The organism is Streptosporangium sp. NPDC048047, assembly GCF_040653115.1.
Lineage (GTDB): Bacteria > Actinomycetota > Actinomycetes > Streptosporangiales > Streptosporangiaceae > Streptosporangium.
The window spans coordinates 30,402-47,264 of sequence record NZ_JBEZNH010000017.1 but is presented as its reverse complement, the minus strand read 5'-3'; the positions used below and the strand labels follow the sequence as shown (position 1 = coordinate 47,264).

The window sequence follows — 16,863 nt, the reverse complement described above, 5'->3', positions numbered from 1 at the left end:
ACCACCTCCGAGACCCGCCCGAACGACCAGATGGCCGCCAACACCACGGCCCACTCTAACCGCCCCCGCCGGACCCGTCACGTCTCCGGTCAGCTTCCCCTGATCCGCGTTGCCGACGTCCACCAGCCGCACCCCGGCCGGAAGCGGGCGGATGTCGTCCCGCACGATCAATGCCCCAGGTGCCGGTTCCAGCCGTCCCACTTCGTCGACTGGCCGCCGCCCGACACCGTTGAGAAGCGGTGCCCGTACTGCGGACTGCGGGACGAATTCACGCTGCAGGTCATCAAGGCCGGCCAGGGTGCCCGGCGTACGAAGAGGCGGGCCGCCTGATGACTGATGCGGAGAAGCTGCGCGCCCTCCTCGACGACTACGAGAGCCAGCGCAAGCGCGAAGACCAGGCGTTCGCCGAAGGCTTCCGGATCGGCTGGGACGACGGCTACAGCACCGGCTACGGCCGCGCCCTGGTCGAGATGGAAGAGGCATGGCACGCGCTCGCCGAAAAGGTGCGGGCGCTCGGGAAGGGACGGCAGTGACTAACCCCATGGACGCGGTGTTCGGCCAGCCCGACAGGGCGGGGCTGCGTGACCTCGGCTATGACGAGGCCGAGATCAGCATGCTGACCCAGCGGGAGCGTCGAGAGCAGCGCAAGCCGATGGTCCTAGATGAGGACCCCGCCCCGGCCGAGCCGTACACCGAACTCGGACACGCCCGCCGGGTGGTCACCGCCTACGGCGATGAGCTGCGCTATCTGCCGACGTGGAAGAAGTGGCTGGTCTGGGACGGCGCCCGATGGGAGACCGACAGCACCGGCAAGACCCAGCGGCGAGCCAAGGCCGTCGCCCGCGGCGCACTCGGCTGGGCTGACGAGATCGAGGACGAAGACATCCGGAAGCAGACTCTCGCCGCGGCCAAGCGGCTGGAGAGCTCCCGAGGCATCGGCGGGATCCTCACCCTCGCCGGGACCGAGAAGGTGGTCGCCCTCGACCCGTCCGAGCTGGACGCGGACCCGTGGCTGCTGAACTGTGCCAATGGCGTGCTCGACCTGCGCACGGGCGAGCTGCTCGACCACGACCCCGAGTTGCACCTGACGAAGGTCACCCGGGCCGCCTACAACCCGGCCGCCCCGGCGCCGAAGTTCAAGGCGTTCGTCGAGCGCATCCTGCCCAATCCGGACGTGCGTTCCTTCGTGCAGCGGTATCTCGGCTACGCCCTGCTGGGCACCGTCCAAGAGCACGTCCTCGCGGTCTTCCACGGGAGCGGGGCGAACGGGAAGGGAACGCTGACGAACACCGTGGATTACGTCCTCGGCGACTACGCGGTGACCCCGGACCCCGAGCTGCTCGCCGAGCGGACCGGCAACTTCCACCCGACGTCGAGCGCGAGCCTGTTCGGCGCCCGGCTCGCCGTGGTGCAGGAGTTCGACGAAGGCCGGCGTCTCGCCGAGGGCACCGTCAAGCGACTCACGGGCGGTGACCCGATCCCGTGCCGCCGGATGCGGGAAGACTTCTGGGAGTTCGACCCCAGCCACACCTTCATCCTGGCGACGAACTACCGGCCGGTCATCCGCGGCACCGACGAAGGCATCTGGCGGCGCCTGCGCTTGGTCCCGTTCGACGTCGTGATCCCCGAGGTGGAGCGGGACGGCAGCCTGCCCGATCAGCTCAAGCTCGAAGCTGACGGCATCCTCACGTGGCTGGTCATGGGCTACCAGGAGTGGCGGGAGAAGGGTCTCGCCGAGCCGAAGGCCGTGACCGACGCGACCCAGGCGTACCGCGACGACTCCGACCTGATCGCGCGCTTCCTCAAGGAGAAGTGCACCACGGCGGGCGCGCCGTCGGTCAACTCCACGATGCTCTTCGACGCCTGGTCGAGGTGGTGCACCGCCGAGGGCGGCGACCCCGGGACGCAGACCGCGTTCTCCAACACGCTGGTGCAGCGCGGGTTCGACAAGGGCCTGAGCGCTGGCCGCGCCACGTTCAAGGGAATCGGCCTCCTCGCCGAGCCTTCGAACCACTCTGACCAGCGATAACACGCCTCATGGTGAGGGTTGGTGAGGGTCTACGCATTAACTTCCTAGCAGGATTGTTACCGGTCGGTAGGTCCCCTGCTAGGAAACAAACGCACAGACCCTCACCAACCCTCACCACACCCACTCTGACCTGCGCTTAAGCACGGGTCTGATCCTGACAGCAACGAAGAGCAGGAGACCTCGATGGTCGAACTCAGCGGCAAGTACGTCGAACACTGCGACGAGGCCGAACGCTTGCTATCACAAGTCGGAAAGGCAGGCATCACGGCCTACGGCGAGCAGGCGCACATCGCCACAGCCCAAGTTCACGCCCTGCTCGCCGTGGCATCCGCAATCGATAACCTTCGTGCCGCCACCCATGACGCGTTGCAGGACCTTCGGTGACCACCCACCACGAAGCGCAGGAGCAGCGGGCCGCAGACCTCTTCGGCCTGCGGCCCTCCCGCGCCCGGATCTGCCCCCGCGTCGTCGCCGGCAAGCACTGCCAGGCCGACCACGGAACATGCGCGTGCCAGCGCCATCACCGACTGCTCGACCACGGCCGCATCTGGCTCGACCCCGAAGGCCACCACGTCCTCACCGGCGAGCCGTACAGCGTCGGCGGCGACGACCTCGCCGCCCTGGTCGCCGACATGGCCGACCTCGGACTGACGGTCAGCATCACCGGCCGCTCCCTCTGGAACCCCGGGCAGACGGTACTGATCCGCATCGCCGCCGACCGGCCTTCCACCGACTAGCCCATGACCACCTCGACCACGGCCGGACACCTCGGGAGCGCGCCCGGCCACGGGAACGCCATGCCACGGGAACACGCCCTCGACCCTGTCCCACGGTTGACCCGTGCGGCGGTTGACAATCCCGCCCCTGTCCCACTTTCCGCGTCAACGTCAAGGAGGCGACCGATATGACCCGAGGCTTGGGAGGCACCCTTCCAGATGGGACATACGCCGCCGCAGATCCGAGCGACCCGGGCACGGTCACGCTCTGGTGGGTCGTCGGCGGGAAGCTCAAGCCCTGGCCCCTCGACAAGCGGTGGGCGCCCCTCCCGCCGCGGCGACCCAAGGGCCTGGCGCCCGCGGAGCGCCGGGCATGGCGAGACGACTGGTACGCCAGCCACTACTACCCGTGGAAGGACGCGGTCATCGCGGCGATCGCGGCGGACCTTCCCGCCGCGGCGGCCCTGTTCGACGAGCTGGTGCCGCCGGAAGAGCGGCCCACCCCGGGCATGCTCCCCGTACGGCCGGCCCGCCAGCGACCCAGCAGGGCCCGACTCCCCAAGGGGGCGAAGAAGCCCAAGAGGGACAGCGAACTCCGGGAGGCGTTCACCGCCGCCGCACTCGCCAACGCCGGCATGTCGGTGCGTCGAGTAGCGAAAGCCCTCGGCGTCACCCGCTCGACCGCCTGGCGCCGGATCGAGGTAGGCAGGGTCGAGCACGCCGAACTGCTGGCGCGGATGGACCGCCTAAAGCGGGGCGGCCCGTTCGTCATGGGAGAGGGCGGGGCGCGCCATGACCTGTGACACTCAGGCGCGTCGCCTTGCCCTGGCCCTGCTCCGCCTCCGAGAGGCCGGCGACCGTCAGGGCATGGCCCTGCTCGCCGCGTCCCTCGATGCCGAGCAGGCGCGGGCGGCACTTCTCGCCCAGACCGAAAACGCCTCGGTCCTGTTCGAGGCGCTGTTCGGCACGGTGGTCGAGTCGTGGCTACCTCTCATTGCCGAGCAGTTCGGCCGTAGCCGTGACGACGTCGTGGACCACCACCCCGAGCGGCTCATCCTGCGCATGGCCTTGGCTGAAGGCGAGTAGCCATGACGTACGTGGAGAGCGGCGCTCTGGTCGCCGGGTTCGGGGCCCATGTCGTTGACCGGCTGCTCGCCCGCTACCTGCCGCCGCTGCTGCAGTCGACGCCGTTCACCGCCGAGCAGCGCAAGGCGCTGGAGGCCACCCGGGATGCCATCGCCCAGGCTGCGGACGCCTACACCCGGCAGCCCGTTGCCGGCGCGGCAACTCCGGTTGCGGCAACCGGGCCATCCTCGACCCGTGGGGAGATCACGACGGCGGAGGCCGCTGTGGTGCTCGGCGTGAAAGAGCGCCGGGTGCGGCAGCTCGCCGAAGGCGGACTTGGCCGGAAGGTCGGCCGCGTGTGGGTGATGGACCGGGCCGCGGTGCTGGCCTATCGAGACGAACGGAGATCGGCATGAGACCGAACGAGCTGCGACACAGTCGGAAGGAGCGGGCGGCCACCGCCGGGGAGGGGTTCGTGGCCCGGCTCGCGGAGGGCGCCCCGTGGGAGCGTCGGATGGCGGAACTGATGAGGTCCGGCGCCGATGAGTTCACGGCCCGCCGCCAGGCCCTCGCCGAGGCCCGCACCGGTACGGCCCCGCTGGGGGAGACGGTTCTCCCGGCGGCGGGCGGCCGGGCGGTCGCGCTGGTCGAGTCGGCCCGCGACGGCTACCCGCACGGGCAGGCCGGCGCGGCTGAGGTTGCCGCTCTGCCGCCCCGGTCGCGTGCCCTGTTCGAGCAGTGGCGGGCCGTGGGCCGCACCGACGACCAGGCGCTCACAGAGGTCCGCCGCTCCGGCCTGGTCGAAGAGGAGCAGCTGGAGGAGCAGTTCCGGGCCCGCGGGATGAGTCCGGAAGCCGCGCGGATCGCCGCCCGGGGCCGCGAGGGCGACGTGCCGCCGGCTGATCCTTTCGACGCGCTGGTGGAGGCGTTCCAGGGGTGCGGCCTGTCCCCGGAGGCGGCGCGGGTCGCCGCGATCGGCAGGGACAGGACCGAGACCGAAGCCCGCCAGGAGATGCAAGAGGCAGCCAGGGCGCACATCGCCGCCCGCACGTACGGAGGACGCACCCGATGACTACGAACACCGCTGTGAAGCCGAAGCCTCTCAGCGAGGCCATCGCCGACATCGCCCGCCTGGACGCCGCCGCTGAGCGGTGGGCAGGCGAGAGCAGGGCGAAGTCCGCCGAGCTGGAGACGTTCGAGGCGGAGGCGGCTTCCCGTCTCGTCGCCAGCCCTGAGGACGCCGACGCCCTGACCGAGCAGGCGCTTCGGCTGCGCACCGGCCTGGACCTGGCCCGGCGCACCACCGAGACCGCCCGGGACAAGGCGCTGGAAGGCCGCCGCAGCGTGCTGCGGGCGGCGGCCGGCGAACACCGGATGGAGGCCGCAAGCCTGCACGCCGAGGCTGACCAGCGTGAGGCGCGCACCAGGGAGCTGCTGGAGCAGCTCGCCGCGAATGAGGGGTGCGCCTTCGAGCCGTACCGGGAGCTCAACAGCTGGTTCCAGCACCGCACCCGCACCCAGCTGTCGCGGATGAAGGCCGCGAAGCTGGAGGCCGCGGCGGTGGAGCTGGAGCAGCTCGCCGACACGGGCACGGCTGAGCAGGTCACGCAGCGGGTGGCCAGGATCGCCGAGCAGGCCCAGACTCCCGCGCTCACGGCAGTGGCGGGCTGATGACCAGGGTGGGCGCCGAGGGCGGCGTTAACGTCACCGCGGCCGTGCGGACTCGTGCGGCGCGCGGATCGAAGGCCGAGAGGCTAGGTGTCGGCTCCTCTTGGAGGAGTGCGCGTTTTGGGGCTGTAGACCGGCCTGCGCTGCTCTCGGCGCCCACCCGAACCGAGGTGACGCTGTGAGCGAACAGACGTTCGACGAGCTGACCGGGCATCAGCAGCGCGCACTTCTGCGGCTCCACCGCATCGTGGCCGACCTCGGCGAGAACGACCTGATGTCCCTGGGCGGGATCTGCCACTTCCTCCGCTCGGACCTGCAGGGCGAGTCCGTGGTGTTCGCCGAGGTCCTCGACACGCTCAAGCGCCTGGTGGTCGCCGCGTGGCTGCAACGCCAAGGCGACCCGGACGCCGACCTCGACGAAGTCCTGACCCTCATCAGCCACGACATGCAGGAGTACCGAAATGGCTGATCGGTCAGTGAGTGTCCAGCTTCGGGCCGACGTCAAGCCTTTTATCGCGTCCATCGCTCAGGCGGAGGCGGCGGCAAGGCGACTCCGTAACACCCTGGGCGACACGTGGGAGCCATTCGAGCGGGAGACCCAGAAGCAGAAGCGGCGGGCCCCCAAGCAGGCCGAAGAGGTCGCGGGCGCGTTCGCCCGGTCGGTCTCCCGGTCGCTGGAGAACGCCTGGCGTGCCCTGCCGAAGATGACCATCACCGCCGACTCCACCGATGCTCAGACGCAGCTCGCTTCGATCCGCCAGGCGATGGTGACCCTGTCGGACCGGCGGATCGGCATCGACGTTGACGCCTCATCCGCCCTCGGCGAGCTGCGCGCCATTCAGATGGAGCTGGAGCGGCTGACCACCTCGGCTGACATCGATATCCGCGCGGACGCCGGCGCAGCCCTGGCGCAGCTGCAGAGCGTGCAAAAGGAGGTTGACCGGCTCGGTGGGGAAACCGCCCACGTTGGGGTGGACGTGGATGGCGCCGGCGCGCAGACGCAGCTACAAGGCATCAACGCCGAGGTGTCCCGGCTTGACGGCCGCACGGCCCGCGTCAAGGTCGACACCGACGTCATCGGCGCCCTGTCGGGTATCGCCGCGGTCGGGGCGGCGCTGACTGCTCTGCCTGTGGTGACGACGCTCGCGGTGGGGGTGAGTGCTCTCGGTGGGGCGTTCGCCGCGGCCGGGGTGGGAGCTGCTGGGTTCGCCGCGGTCGCGGTGCCGTCGATGGGGCGCGTGAGTGATGCGCTGAAGGCTCAGGAGGCGGCGGCGAAGGCCGCGGGCGGGGCGACGGGCGGGGCCGGCCAGTCCGCGGCTCAGGCGGCTCAGCAGGCGATGCAGCTGGAGCAGGCGGAGAAGCGACTCCGGGACGCCCAGTCCGACGCCAAGTCCGCCCAGGAGGATCTGACGCGGGCGCGGGAGGACGGCCGCCGGGCGTTGGAGGACATGAATTTCAGCCTCGACCGGTCGGTCCTGTCGCAGAAGGATGCTGCGTTGGCCGTGCGGGAGGCCGCGGAACGGCTGGCGGAGGTCAACGCTGACCCGAAGGCGACCAGCTTGGAGCGGGAACGCGCCGAGCTGTCGTATCAGCAGGCGTTGCAGCGCTCCGAAGAGCAGCAGGTCAAGACGCAACGAGCGATCAAGGACACCACCGCGGCGAACAAGGCCGGCATCCAGGGCACGCAGGAATACCAGCGCGCCCAGGAAGACGTCATCGCCGCCCAAGAGAAGGTCGCCCAGGCCGAACAGCAACTCAAGGTGCTGCGGCTGCAGCAGAAGGAGGCGATGTCCTCGGCGGGCGGTGCCGCTGGCGGGTTGAAGGACGCCCTGGCCGACCTGTCGAAGGAAGAGCGCGCCATGGTCAAGGACCTGGAGGCGTTCCAGAAGGGCTACCAGAGCTGGCAGCGGTCGTTGCAGCCGGACGTCTTCCCGGCGATCCGTCAGGGGATGGATCTGGTGCTGCTGGGGCTGGACAAGATCGGCCCCGGGGTGAGCGGCGCGGGCAAGGCACTCACGGCGCTGGGCAAGGAAGCCGAGACCGCGTTGCGGGGCCCGTTCTGGACGGACTTCTTCAACGACGTCAACACCAAGATCCCCGGCGCCGTCACGTCCCTTGGCCACGTCGGGATGGACGTCTTCACCGGCCTGGCCGGCGTGGTGCAGGCGTTCTTGCCGTACGCCGACGACGTCACCACAGCGCTGGAGCGGGGCTCGGAGAAGTTCGCCGACTGGGGTACGGGCCTCGGAGAGTCCTCCGGCTTCCAACGCTTCCTGCTGATGGTCCGCGAGGACGGGCCCGTCGTCGTCGATGCGCTGGGCAACCTCGCGACGGCCGCCGGCCATGTGGTCGAGGCGGCGGCGCCGTTCGCCGGCCTGTCGGTGACGGGCCTGTCGCTGCTGTCGGACGTGCTAGCCGGCATGTCCCCCGAGCAGATCCGCGGCGTAGCCCTCGCGGTCGCCGCGGTGTACGGGGCCGTCAAAACCGGCCAGGCCATCAGCGCCGGTACCGAGGCACTCGGGGTGTTGCGGGAGCGCATCAGCGGCACCGGGGACGCGGCGGGCGGCGCGAAGACCAAGCTGGGGCAGATGGCCGGGCTGCTGGCCGCCGGCGGCCCGTGGGGCATCGCGGTCGGCGCGGGTATCGGGGTGCTGGGCATGTTCGCGTCCAAGCACGCAGAGGCCGAGGGGAAGGTGCGGGAGCTCACCGACGCGATCAGCGCTGACTCCGGGGTGCTGGGGGAGAACACCCGGGCGAAGGTCGTGAACGTGCTGCAGACCGAAGGGCTGCTCAAGGCCGCCAAGGAGGCCGGGGTGAGCCTGCCGAAGCTCACCGATGCGATCCTCGGCAACAAGGACGCCTATGCCGAGGTCGAGGGGCAGATCCGCCGCGTCATCGACTCCGAGCAGGACAAGGCCGAAAGCGACTTCTCGCTCGTGTCGAGCGCTCTGGGACGCCGGGATGCGGCCAAGGAACTCATGGGCGCCCTGCAGGGGGAGAGCCAGAACATCCGGGAGGCGTCGGAGGCCGCGAAGTTCAACCAGGAGGCGCTGGGCGGGGCGGCGAAGAAGACCAACGAGGCCAAGAGCGCCGTCGACAACCTCAATGGCTCGCTCACCCTGTTCGCTGGCCGTACCGATGCCTTGCAGGCGATTCGCAACATGGAGAGCGCCTATAAGGATGCCACGGCAGCACTTCATGACAGCAACGGCCGGTTGAACGTCAACGCTGAGATGACCGCCCGGCAGAGAGACACGGTGATCACAGCCCGGGAGAAGTTCGCCGGCTACATCGAGTCGATTCGCGCCGCGGCGGACGGCTCGGAGGCACTGAGCGGCAAGACCTCGGACGCCACGGGGGCGGTGCTGGAGCAGCTGCCGCACCTCGCGAACCTGGCCGGCAAGAGCAGCGAAGCGAAAGCCGAGATCCTCAAGCTGGCGCAGGCGTACGGCATCAGCCGCGATGACGCGATCAAGGCCATGCGGGGCGGTGAGGACCTCGAAGAGGTCCTGAAGCGCCTGAAGTCGCCGCCGCCTATCCGTATCGACGCCGACACCTCGCCGGCGGAGGCGAAGTTCAAGGCGCTGCTGCGGAGCTTCGGCCTGGCGTCAGCGGAGATCCCGGTGGGTATCAGGGCACCGGGGACGTCGTCGAAGGCGCCGAAGCTCGGCGCGTACGGCGGAGTCTGGAACGCTGACGGCCGCGAGTACATGGCGAACGGTGGTATCCGCTCGGCGGGCTCCAGCCCGGCGGGGATGATCGCCAAGAGCCCGTACATGATCAGCGGCAGGTCCGGGCCCGACGTCGTGTTCGGTGAGGCGGGGTGGGAGGCTTTCATCCCGCTCGACCCGGGCAAGCGAAGCCGCGGCCTCGATGTCCTGGGTGAGGCGGCCCGCATCATGGGCATGGCGGTCGTCCCGGCGAAGATGAACGTCAACTCCGCGGGCGGGTCGAAGACCGGCGGCGGAGGGCTCACCGCCCCAGGCGCGGCGTCGGTGACGCTGACCGGCATCGACGCGCTCAAGTCGAGCATTGACACCACGGCTCTCGACCTGACGTCCTCCCTCGCGGGCGCGACGAGCACCCTGGACGTCACCCTCGGGGACGCTGGGTCGCTCACCACGGCGGTCTCCGGGGTTGGCTCGGTGGCCGGCCACCTGGCCGACGAGGTCACCGGGTGGGGTGAGGTCATCTCCGTGCAGGTGCCGCCGCTGACGGACGCGGTCGCGCAGCTCGGTGCGGCGGTGTCCGCGGCCACGGCGGCAGCGAAGGGCGACAGCGGGTCGAAGGCCGACGAGCTCAACCCGCGTGGCTCCTCGTCGAGCTCGGCGAAGGGCACCGCGTCGGGCGGCTACTCCCTGGCGGCGCTGACCGGCATGAACGCCGCGATGGCGAAGTACGTCGCGGACCAGAAGAAAGCCGCCGAGCAGAAGATCGCGATCAACACGGTGGCCGGCTCGTCGGGTGGGTCATCGGTGGTGTCGATGGGCGGCGGGACGAACTGGTCGACAATGTCGCGGCCGGTGCAGTCGAGCACCTACAGCAGCACCTCGGGAAGCAGCGGCGGCGGGTGGAGCTCGGCGGACGTGTCGACGATCACCGGGCAGCTCGCGACGGTCGTGACGCGCCTGGACTCGATGGAGCGCCGCATGCCGGTCAACATCGAGAACATGCAGGTCCGGGAAGAGGCCGACATCGGCCGGATCTCGGCTCAGCTGGCGTTCCGGCACGGTGCCCGGGGCTGAGCATCAACGAGTGAAGGCCGGACAGTCGCTTAGCTGTCCGGCCTTCGTTCCCCGTGCCTCGACACCCCTCCGAGAAGAGGACGGGGGAAGGTCCGCGGCGGGCCTCGACGTGCCGCGGACTCCTCCGGCCGGCGCGCGACCGGAAGCTCTACATGGGATCGCGGTACAGGTGGGCTATCGTGCGCGGGCTGGGGCGAATCGCATCCAGGAAGTCCAGCCACAGCTCTTGGAAGTCGGCCCTCTTGGCCATCAGTTCCTCATCCCCGCCGGACTCTTCGAGCGCGATCTGGCGGAGCCGCGCGAGCTTCTCGGGGTCGGCGCCGAGGCGGATGGCGCGGTCGTACCGGGCTTGGAGTTCCTCGGGGGTCACAGCTCGACCCCCTTCCGGCCCAGGGCGGCGGCGAGCTGCTTGCACAGGTCGCCGGCGGTGGGGGCGGTGAGGGTGTGGGATCCGCCGTCGGGGGTGGGGCCGGGGGCGTAGTAGATGCCGGCGGACCACCAGACGCGGTACGGCGGGTAGGCGCGGCTGATGGCGCGGATGAGGTCCGCGCGCCGCTGGGCGGTGAACTCGATCGGCGATGCGTGTTCGGGAGCCGTATCGTTGGCCATGGGTGGACCTCCATCGTCCAGCCGAACGGCCGTTCCGGTGTGCTCAGCACCGGGGCGGCCATTGTCTTGTGTGCGCTGCGTGGCGTCAGCGCCACCCAAAGATATGACGCGGCAGGGAGCGGTGTATAGCAGTAGGCCGCTACCTATACGTTTGTGCAGCTCAGCGTAGTTTTACAGTGAGGCGCATGGCAGATACGGACGTCCCGCCCTTCGAACCCGGACCGGCCCAATACACGTATGCGGCGCTCGCCGACCACATCGCCCTGCGGATCCGCGCCGGCGACCTCAACCCGGGCGCCCGGCTTCCCGGGGAACGCGACCTCGCCGTCGAGTACGGCGTCGCGATCGGCACCATCCGCCGCGCCGTCGCCGAACTCCGGAAGCGCGGCCTGGTCGTCACCTTGGCGGCCAAGGGAACCTTCATCGTCGAGCCGCCGCCCGCCGACTGAGCGCCGGATGGTCGAGGGTCCGCCCCGGGTGCGCGGGTCGACGAGGAGATGCTTTCCGCGTACGAGACCTGCTTGAGGTCCGTCTCGGGTGCGTGGGGTCGAGGGCCGCCACACTCTAGGAACTCGTAATACGAGTTCGTTCGCCCCGGGCGCGCGGGGTCGAGGGAGGGTGTGCGTCAGCTGCACACCCCGCCAGGAGGAACGATTCGTTCCCCCGTTCTTAAGGACAGCCTCAAAAATGGCCTGATCTGCGACTTTATGGGCGTCCATCACTTCCCCAATTGGGGAACCGCCAGCCTCGGGACCATGTTGGTGACGTCACCGACATGGTCCGCGCGAGGTCAGGAAGTTTCCGCAGGTCATCCCGCCGTCAACTTTCTTACGGCGGCGCCCCGGGCGGGTCGAGGTCACCTTGCCGCCTCCGGCAAGATCACGGAGGACGGCAGGAGCAACTCAACCATGGGCACCCCGCCCACGGCCGAGGCTTCCCGGCGCCGGGAAGCTTCCGGCCGGACCCCGCCGGACTAGTCCGGACCCTTCGTTGGCCACCCGTCATCACTGGTGACGGGTCGGGCGTTCGGTCTGCCGTTTTTCCCGGATCCGGGAAAAAGCCTGGTCGAAGGGTGGGATCTGTCTCCCCTCCGGGTGGGCGACAGTCCTTCCCGTGGGAGGCCAGTCGCAGGGGTACGCACCAGTGCGTACCCCGGGCGCCGGCGGGGCGTGGCACCTCGCGGAGGGGCCTGGGGTGCCACGCGGGAGAGGGTTACAGGTCAGAAGGGGTGCCACGGGCCGTGGCAGCAAGATCGTGGCGGGGTGTGGCACCTTCTCCGAGTCCGTGTGGCACCATCAAAAGCAAGATCGTGGCACCTAGAAAGGACCGTCATGTCTGACCGCGCTCACCATCTGGCGAAGGCATCTGAAAGGTTTTGGAGCAAGGTCGAGCGAAAGACAACGGAAGAGTGCTGGCTGTGGATGGGCGCCAGGAGACAGAAGGGCTACGGTCGATTCCGCGTCGAGGCGAACGGCCACGGCTACGCGCACCGGTTCGCCTACGAACTCCTGGTTGATGAGATTCCCGAGGGCATGACGATTGACCACCTGTGCCGTGTACCGTCATGCGTCAATCCTGCGCATATGGAAGTCATCACAGCGTCTGAGAACGCCTTACGCGCGGCCCGGAGCAGGGGTGTGTCAGTTTCCCCGAGTGCGCTCATAGAGCGCTTGCAGGCGCTCTATGACGCCGGGGTGCGTGACTTTGCCACCCGGGACATGAAGGCCCTATGGGAATCCAATGGGTTGTCCCGGCAGTGGGCCCAGAAGCACCTCAAGAGGCTCATCGAGGCTGAAGCTTTGGGCTACAGCGGTGAGCAGCAGCGGTATCTGTTGACGAAGCGTCCTGCCGTCGCGTAGCCGTGGCAGCAAGATCAACATGTGGTGGCGCGCATCCCACGCGCAGCCGTACGCGAGGAAACCCGTCTGAATCAGACGGGTTTCCTTCGGCCCCTCGCGCAGCCGCACGCGCGGGCCGGGCCTTGCACTTCCTTACGAACCCCTGACACGCGAGGGCCGCCCGGGGCCCGCGAAGGTGAAGAATCTACACCTGCTCTCAGATCTTCCTGGCGAGAGCAGGAAGATCTCATCGGGCAGCCGTGAGGGTGAGCGCGTCAGCAAAACGGTAAAACCTTTTTGCTGGAGTCGCAGGTGTTGGCGGTGAGCCCGTCAGGGTGACGGGCTCACCGCCAGCTCAGCCGACCTCGGGCCGCTCGGGCATCAGGTAGCGCTGGGCGTCGTCGTCGTAGCCGAGCACGTCGGCCTCGACCAGCTTCTTGAGTTGCTTCTGCGCCCACGCCCGGCTCATGTCCGTCGACTCCCACAGCGGCCTGAGATCGCGTGTGGCGAAGTCGCGGGCCCCGCCGTCCCAGAGCCCTTGGAGGTGCGCCATGAGCGCCTCTCCGCGCTGCTGAGGCGTCATGGTGACCTCGGATGCCGCGAACTCCCACGCCGGGTCGTCGGGCTGGTCGACGATCGGGTCATCGGGGCCGGCCTGAACCTCGGGGTCCGGGTCGTCCTCGGTCAGGTACTCATCCGCTACGTTGCGCACCTCCTCATCTTCGTCGTCTCCGGGGTCGATGGCGTGTTCCAGCGCCTCGGCCGGGGCGGCGAGCGCCTGGCCGCCGCCGGGAAGGCGGGAGATCGCCGCGGTGCCCTCGTCGACGGGCTTCGCCGCGGCCGGCCACTGCGAGGCGTGTTCGCGCATCGCGGCGTTCGCCCGCTCGTCGTCGAACCCGCCGGCGGAGTCGAGGCCCCAGGCGAAGGTCCGCATCGGCATCGCGATCCGCTCATCCGGGATGGACGGCGCGTCCCAGTACGTCATGCCGGGCTGCTTGTTGCTCCACAGCTCGGGGCGGGCGCCGGCGTCCTGCTGAGCTTCGCTCAGGCCGAACCCGGCGTCATGCCCGGACTCGACCCCGAAGCACGCCTTGGCGAGCTGGCCGCGCGCCAGGGTCGGCATCTGCGTGTAGTCGCTGCGCTGCAGGCTCATGACCACCGACCCGCCCGCCGAGCGGATCGCCTTGAGCATCGACAAGAACGCCTCCTGCTCCTTGTCGCTCAAGGCGTCGTAGACGTCGGGGAACTCCTCGATCCACACGACCCAGTACGTGAGGCCGCAACCGGGCTTCCACTTCTGCAGCTGCTTGGCGGCGAGCTGGTCGGTGCGTTCCTTCACCCGGGCCTGCACGTCCGCCAGGAGTGCCTTCGCGCCGGCCTTCGTGGTCTCGAAGCGGTGCAGCGCCTCGGCGAGCGGGCCCAACGTCTGCTCGCCCTTGGTGATGTCGATGGCGAACACCGCGGCGTCGTAGCGGGTGACGATCTCACCGAGCAGGTTCCATGCCCCGCCGATGCTCTTCCCCGATCCGGTCTGCCCCATGATCTGCAGGTGGTGGCCGACGATGACGTACGCGACTTCGTCGAGGTCCTGCCACAGCCCATGCCGGATCGGGTCGGCGATCGAGCCGCCCGGCCTGCTCGGTCCCGGCCACGGGATCGGGTGCTTCATCACCCGCGGGTCGGAGATGACGACCTTCGCTTTGCTCGCGTCGTCGGGGTCGATGCTGGTGATGACCGACCCAGGCGGCAACCCAATGCCGGACTCGATGTAGGGGACCTTCTTCTGCAGGTCCTCGGCGGTCTGACGGCCCGGCTCAAGCTGCACCGCGCCCTCGACCTTGTGTTCGGTCGCCGCGGTGGTGCGCGCCTCGACCGCCAGGCCGGCCCGCTCGGCGCCCTGCCCGAACAGGAAGGCGAGCGGGTCGGAGATCGCGCCCGGCGCATCCCACCCCTTCATCCTGATCACGGTCCGGATGTTCCAGGTGGCGCACAGGGTGAACCCTCCGATCAGCGCGATACGGCCCGTGACGACGGTGGCCGGACCGTTGATCGTGGCCGCCGTCACCCACAGACCGGTCAGCAGCGTCGTGGCGGTGGTGTGCGCCTTGCCCCACGGGCCGCGGGCGTGCGACTGGCCGTAGGTCACGCCGGTCAGCACGATCACCCCCACCGACATCAGGAACGCCGTCCAGGACGCCACGGCGGGATCATCGGTGTCGAGGATGAAGTGGAAGGCCGCACCGACGCCGAACAGCAGCAGCCCCACCACCCACGGCGAGGCGAGGGTGACCAGCTTGGACACGCCCTGAGCGGCGACCTTCTGCAGGCTCGACTCGGCATCGATGGTCGCGAGTTCCTTGCTCCGGGTGGCCATCACACGTCATCCCAGTTGAAGACGGGCTTCTTCTTGTCCTTGATCGCGGGGAGCTGCTCGATGAACTCCTTGCGGAACTGCTGGTGGAACTTCACCATCTCGACCGCGGATCCCTTCTGCAGCTCCGCGGCGCGCTTGAGGCGCCGCACCACGCGGCGGGCCCGCAAGCGCACGTCCGGGCCGCCGAGCAGGGCGAGCACCGGGTGCCCCTTGAAGCTGCGGATCAGCACGGCGTACAGCTCTTCGCTGGCCATCTCGAACTCGCCGCCGAGATCCCGGCACAGGGCCCGCCCGATCTGGGCGTAGTTGGTGATGGACACCGGGCCCTGCCACGGGATGTTCGACAACTCCGGGATGCGGGCCCGGCCCGGCCTGTCGGTGCTCACTGGCCGTCCTCCTCGACGTCGTCGGCCTCGAGCACGTCACCCTCGGCGACGTGGTTCTTGCCGGTCCGGTAGGCGTCGCCGACCAGGCGGGCGAAGTCCGCGGCGTCCCGGCGGAGCGGGCGGGCGCCGGCGAGCGCGGCCACCAGGTCATCGAGCGCCGACAGCAGCAGGCGCAGGACGGCGTACAGCCCCGCCCACACGCTGGGGCGGGGGGCATGGTGAATCATGGGGTCTCTCCTCTTCATGGGGAGGGCCCGCCCCGGGACTGTCTTGGTCGTCGGCCCGGGGCGGGCACAGGGTCAGGACGTGGCGAGCTGGTCGAGGTAGGAGCGGATCCGCGCGGCCCGCGGCTGACCCACCCGCAACTCAGTCTTGATGCGGGTGATCGACGGCACCCGGCCCTCGGCGAGCTGGTCGCCGTACCTGTCCGCGGCGACCGGGAACAGCTCATCGGGCGCGGGTGTGAGGACCGGCATCGGTGCAGGTGACGGCGCGGGTACGGCGGGTATGGCGGGCTGCTCGACCTCGCCGCCGGCGGGCTCAGCCGTACCCGGGCCGACCGGCTCGACCGGCACCTGTTCGGCCACTGTCCCGTCGACCCGGTCGAGGGTGTCAGCGGTGACACCCTCGGTGTCTGAAGTTCCAGACACCGGGACGGCGCCGCGTCGGATCATGCCCATCAGCAGCTCGTAGGACAGCACCAGGGCGACGGCCGGCCAGGCGGCGACGATCGCGCCGACCGGGCCGTGAGCCCACCCGTGCGCGACGTTCGCCGCCAGGGTGGCGAGGATGCCCAGGGCGAGCGTCCAGCGCGCCAGCGCGGGCACAGGGAGGCGGCGGCGGGCCGCGTCCAGCAGCACCATGGAGGACGCGAAGATCGCGCCGTCGATGGTGAGCGGCACCAGGTACGCGGTCAGGCCGGACTCGCCGTTGGCCACCACGACCTCGAAGGCGTGCCGGTAGCTGACGACCGCGGCGACGGCCGCCAGGAGGACGACAACAACTGTTGTGCAGACGCGGATCATGCCTCACCGTCCAGGGTGCGGGCGACGTCGCCGAGCGCAGAGGCGAACTCGCCGAACGAACGGATGTCGAGGCCACCGAGGATCCGCGACCAGTCCGCCGCGATCGGCCAGTCAATGTCCGTCAGGAAGCGGCGGCCCTCGTCGACGAACGACAGGCGCACCACGATCGGAGACGGGCCGCCGGCGGTGTCGGCCTGGGCGTAGCGGAGCATCACCTCGCCGGGGCCGCTGAACGGGCCGACGTAGGCGAGGTGGAGGCGCTGGCCGGGGGTGTCGGCGCTGTGGTCGGCGACGCACCACTTGGGGCACGGCGCGGGGGACTGTACGGTCTCAGACACGATCTCGTCTCCTGCTCTACTCAGGGGTTCGGGGTCGAGGCCCCGGGCCGGTGTCGCCACACCAGCCCGG

20 protein-coding genes are annotated in these 16,863 nt (G+C 69.7%); 13 read left to right on the top strand and 7 right to left on the bottom strand.

Annotated elements, in window-relative coordinates:
- The first annotated feature begins 329 nt into the window (after nucleotides 1-329).
- From AB0D67_RS17245 to AB0D67_RS17195, 11 genes are all read left to right on the top strand, one after another.
- The gene (locus AB0D67_RS17245) at nucleotides 330-533 is read left to right on the top strand and encodes a hypothetical protein (RefSeq protein WP_362935773.1); all 204 of its coding nucleotides are present in this window, start codon (nucleotides 330-332) and stop codon (nucleotides 531-533) included.
- A complete protein-coding gene (locus AB0D67_RS17240) occupies nucleotides 530-2,029 on the top strand; it encodes a phage/plasmid primase, P4 family (RefSeq protein WP_362935770.1) in 1,500 nt (499 codons plus the stop codon). The genes AB0D67_RS17245 and AB0D67_RS17240 overlap by 4 nt, the downstream gene beginning before the upstream one ends.
- A gap of 183 nt (nucleotides 2,030-2,212) precedes the next feature.
- Nucleotides 2,213-2,413 (top strand): hypothetical protein, encoded by a 201-nt coding sequence (locus tag AB0D67_RS17235; protein ID WP_362935767.1) that lies wholly within the window; start codon nucleotides 2,213-2,215, stop codon nucleotides 2,411-2,413.
- On the top strand, nucleotides 2,410-2,766 hold the full coding sequence (locus AB0D67_RS17230) for a hypothetical protein (RefSeq protein ID WP_362935764.1): 357 nt from the start codon (nucleotides 2,410-2,412) through the stop codon (nucleotides 2,764-2,766). Before AB0D67_RS17235 ends, AB0D67_RS17230 begins: the two co-directional genes overlap by 4 nt.
- A gap of 167 nt (nucleotides 2,767-2,933) precedes the next feature.
- A complete protein-coding gene (locus tag AB0D67_RS17225) occupies nucleotides 2,934-3,548 on the top strand; it encodes a helix-turn-helix domain-containing protein (RefSeq protein ID WP_362935761.1) in 615 nt (204 codons plus the stop codon).
- Nucleotides 3,538-3,831, top strand: a complete 294-nt coding sequence (locus tag AB0D67_RS17220; protein ID WP_362935758.1) for a hypothetical protein — start codon at nucleotides 3,538-3,540, stop codon at nucleotides 3,829-3,831. Before AB0D67_RS17225 ends, AB0D67_RS17220 begins: the two co-directional genes overlap by 11 nt.
- Nucleotides 3,832-3,833: 2 nt before the next feature.
- Nucleotides 3,834-4,226, top strand: coding sequence for a helix-turn-helix domain-containing protein (locus tag AB0D67_RS17215; RefSeq protein WP_362935755.1), 393 nt, complete (start codon nucleotides 3,834-3,836; stop codon nucleotides 4,224-4,226).
- On the top strand, nucleotides 4,223-4,882 hold the full coding sequence (locus tag AB0D67_RS17210; protein ID WP_362935752.1) for a hypothetical protein: 660 nt from the start codon (nucleotides 4,223-4,225) through the stop codon (nucleotides 4,880-4,882). Before AB0D67_RS17215 ends, AB0D67_RS17210 begins: the two co-directional genes overlap by 4 nt.
- 14 nt (nucleotides 4,883-4,896) lie before the next feature.
- Nucleotides 4,897-5,481, top strand: coding sequence for a hypothetical protein (locus AB0D67_RS17205; protein WP_362935750.1), 585 nt, complete (start codon nucleotides 4,897-4,899; stop codon nucleotides 5,479-5,481).
- A gap of 175 nt (nucleotides 5,482-5,656) precedes the next feature.
- The gene (locus tag AB0D67_RS17200) at nucleotides 5,657-5,947 is read left to right on the top strand and encodes a hypothetical protein (protein WP_362935748.1); all 291 of its coding nucleotides are present in this window, start codon (nucleotides 5,657-5,659) and stop codon (nucleotides 5,945-5,947) included.
- Nucleotides 5,940-10,223, top strand: a complete 4,284-nt coding sequence (locus tag AB0D67_RS17195) for a hypothetical protein (RefSeq protein WP_362935745.1) — start codon at nucleotides 5,940-5,942, stop codon at nucleotides 10,221-10,223. The genes AB0D67_RS17200 and AB0D67_RS17195 overlap by 8 nt, the downstream gene beginning before the upstream one ends.
- A 148-nt stretch (nucleotides 10,224-10,371) precedes the next feature.
- On the opposite strand, the gene AB0D67_RS17190 is transcribed toward AB0D67_RS17195, so the two are convergent.
- The gene (locus tag AB0D67_RS17190) at nucleotides 10,372-10,593 is read right to left on the bottom strand and encodes a hypothetical protein (RefSeq protein ID WP_362935742.1); all 222 of its coding nucleotides are present in this window, start codon (nucleotides 10,591-10,593) and stop codon (nucleotides 10,372-10,374) included.
- Nucleotides 10,590-10,832, bottom strand: coding sequence for a hypothetical protein (locus AB0D67_RS17185; protein WP_362935739.1), 243 nt, complete (start codon nucleotides 10,830-10,832; stop codon nucleotides 10,590-10,592). Before AB0D67_RS17185 ends, AB0D67_RS17190 begins: the two co-directional genes overlap by 4 nt.
- A 185-nt stretch (nucleotides 10,833-11,017) precedes the next feature.
- Here AB0D67_RS17185 and AB0D67_RS17180 point away from each other — a divergent pair, with 185 nt between their 5' ends.
- Together AB0D67_RS17180 and AB0D67_RS17175 are read left to right on the top strand one after the other, a co-directional pair.
- Nucleotides 11,018-11,281, top strand: a complete 264-nt coding sequence (locus AB0D67_RS17180; RefSeq protein WP_362935736.1) for a winged helix-turn-helix domain-containing protein — start codon at nucleotides 11,018-11,020, stop codon at nucleotides 11,279-11,281.
- Nucleotides 11,282-12,163: 882 nt separating this feature from the next.
- Nucleotides 12,164-12,691 carry an HNH endonuclease signature motif containing protein gene (locus AB0D67_RS17175; protein ID WP_362935733.1) on the top strand — a complete coding sequence of 176 codons (528 nt, stop codon included), beginning with the start codon at nucleotides 12,164-12,166 and terminating at the stop codon, nucleotides 12,689-12,691.
- A gap of 334 nt (nucleotides 12,692-13,025) precedes the next feature.
- Here the strand turns inward: AB0D67_RS17175 and AB0D67_RS17170 are convergent, their stop codons facing one another.
- The 5 genes from AB0D67_RS17170 to AB0D67_RS17150 all read right to left on the bottom strand — a co-directional run bounded on the left by AB0D67_RS17170 (nucleotide 13,026) and on the right by AB0D67_RS17150 (nucleotide 16,793).
- Complete coding sequence (locus AB0D67_RS17170) at nucleotides 13,026-15,044, bottom strand: hypothetical protein (protein WP_362935730.1); 2,019 nt, start codon at nucleotides 15,042-15,044, stop codon at nucleotides 13,026-13,028.
- Complete coding sequence (locus AB0D67_RS17165; protein WP_362935727.1) at nucleotides 15,044-15,430, bottom strand: hypothetical protein; 387 nt, start codon at nucleotides 15,428-15,430, stop codon at nucleotides 15,044-15,046. The genes AB0D67_RS17170 and AB0D67_RS17165 overlap by 1 nt, the downstream gene beginning before the upstream one ends.
- Complete coding sequence (locus AB0D67_RS17160; RefSeq protein WP_362935724.1) at nucleotides 15,427-15,657, bottom strand: hypothetical protein; 231 nt, start codon at nucleotides 15,655-15,657, stop codon at nucleotides 15,427-15,429. Before AB0D67_RS17160 ends, AB0D67_RS17165 begins: the two co-directional genes overlap by 4 nt.
- A 72-nt stretch (nucleotides 15,658-15,729) precedes the next feature.
- Entirely contained in the window at nucleotides 15,730-16,455 is a 726-nt protein-coding gene (locus AB0D67_RS17155; protein WP_362935721.1) for a DUF2637 domain-containing protein, read from the bottom strand.
- Nucleotides 16,452-16,793 (bottom strand): hypothetical protein, encoded by a 342-nt coding sequence (locus AB0D67_RS17150; protein WP_362935718.1) that lies wholly within the window; start codon nucleotides 16,791-16,793, stop codon nucleotides 16,452-16,454. The genes AB0D67_RS17155 and AB0D67_RS17150 overlap by 4 nt, the downstream gene beginning before the upstream one ends.
- Nucleotides 16,794-16,863 lie beyond the last annotated feature (70 nt).

Bases quoted from the DNA above. Each gene is read 5' to 3' on its own strand.
- AB0D67_RS17245 (WP_362935773.1), top strand. From the start codon at position 330: ATGACTGATGCGGAGAAGCTGCGCGCCCTCCTCGACGACTACGAGAGC.
- AB0D67_RS17235 (WP_362935767.1), top strand. From the start codon at position 2,213: ATGGTCGAACTCAGCGGCAAGTACGTCGAACACTGCGACGAGGCCGAA.
- AB0D67_RS17225 (WP_362935761.1), top strand. From the start codon at position 2,934: ATGACCCGAGGCTTGGGAGGCACCCTTCCAGATGGGACATACGCCGCC.
- AB0D67_RS17220 (WP_362935758.1), top strand. From the start codon at position 3,538: ATGACCTGTGACACTCAGGCGCGTCGCCTTGCCCTGGCCCTGCTCCGC.
- AB0D67_RS17215 (WP_362935755.1), top strand. From the start codon at position 3,834: ATGACGTACGTGGAGAGCGGCGCTCTGGTCGCCGGGTTCGGGGCCCAT.
- AB0D67_RS17210 (WP_362935752.1), top strand. From the start codon at position 4,223: ATGAGACCGAACGAGCTGCGACACAGTCGGAAGGAGCGGGCGGCCACC.
- AB0D67_RS17195 (WP_362935745.1), top strand. From the start codon at position 5,940: ATGGCTGATCGGTCAGTGAGTGTCCAGCTTCGGGCCGACGTCAAGCCT.
- AB0D67_RS17185 (WP_362935739.1), bottom strand. From the start codon at position 10,832: ATGGCCAACGATACGGCTCCCGAACACGCATCGCCGATCGAGTTCACC.
- AB0D67_RS17180 (WP_362935736.1), top strand. From the start codon at position 11,018: ATGGCAGATACGGACGTCCCGCCCTTCGAACCCGGACCGGCCCAATAC.
- AB0D67_RS17175 (WP_362935733.1), top strand. From the start codon at position 12,164: ATGTCTGACCGCGCTCACCATCTGGCGAAGGCATCTGAAAGGTTTTGG.
- AB0D67_RS17170 (WP_362935730.1), bottom strand. From the start codon at position 15,044: ATGGCCACCCGGAGCAAGGAACTCGCGACCATCGATGCCGAGTCGAGC.
- AB0D67_RS17160 (WP_362935724.1), bottom strand. From the start codon at position 15,657: ATGATTCACCATGCCCCCCGCCCCAGCGTGTGGGCGGGGCTGTACGCC.
- AB0D67_RS17155 (WP_362935721.1), bottom strand. From the start codon at position 16,455: ATGATCCGCGTCTGCACAACAGTTGTTGTCGTCCTCCTGGCGGCCGTC.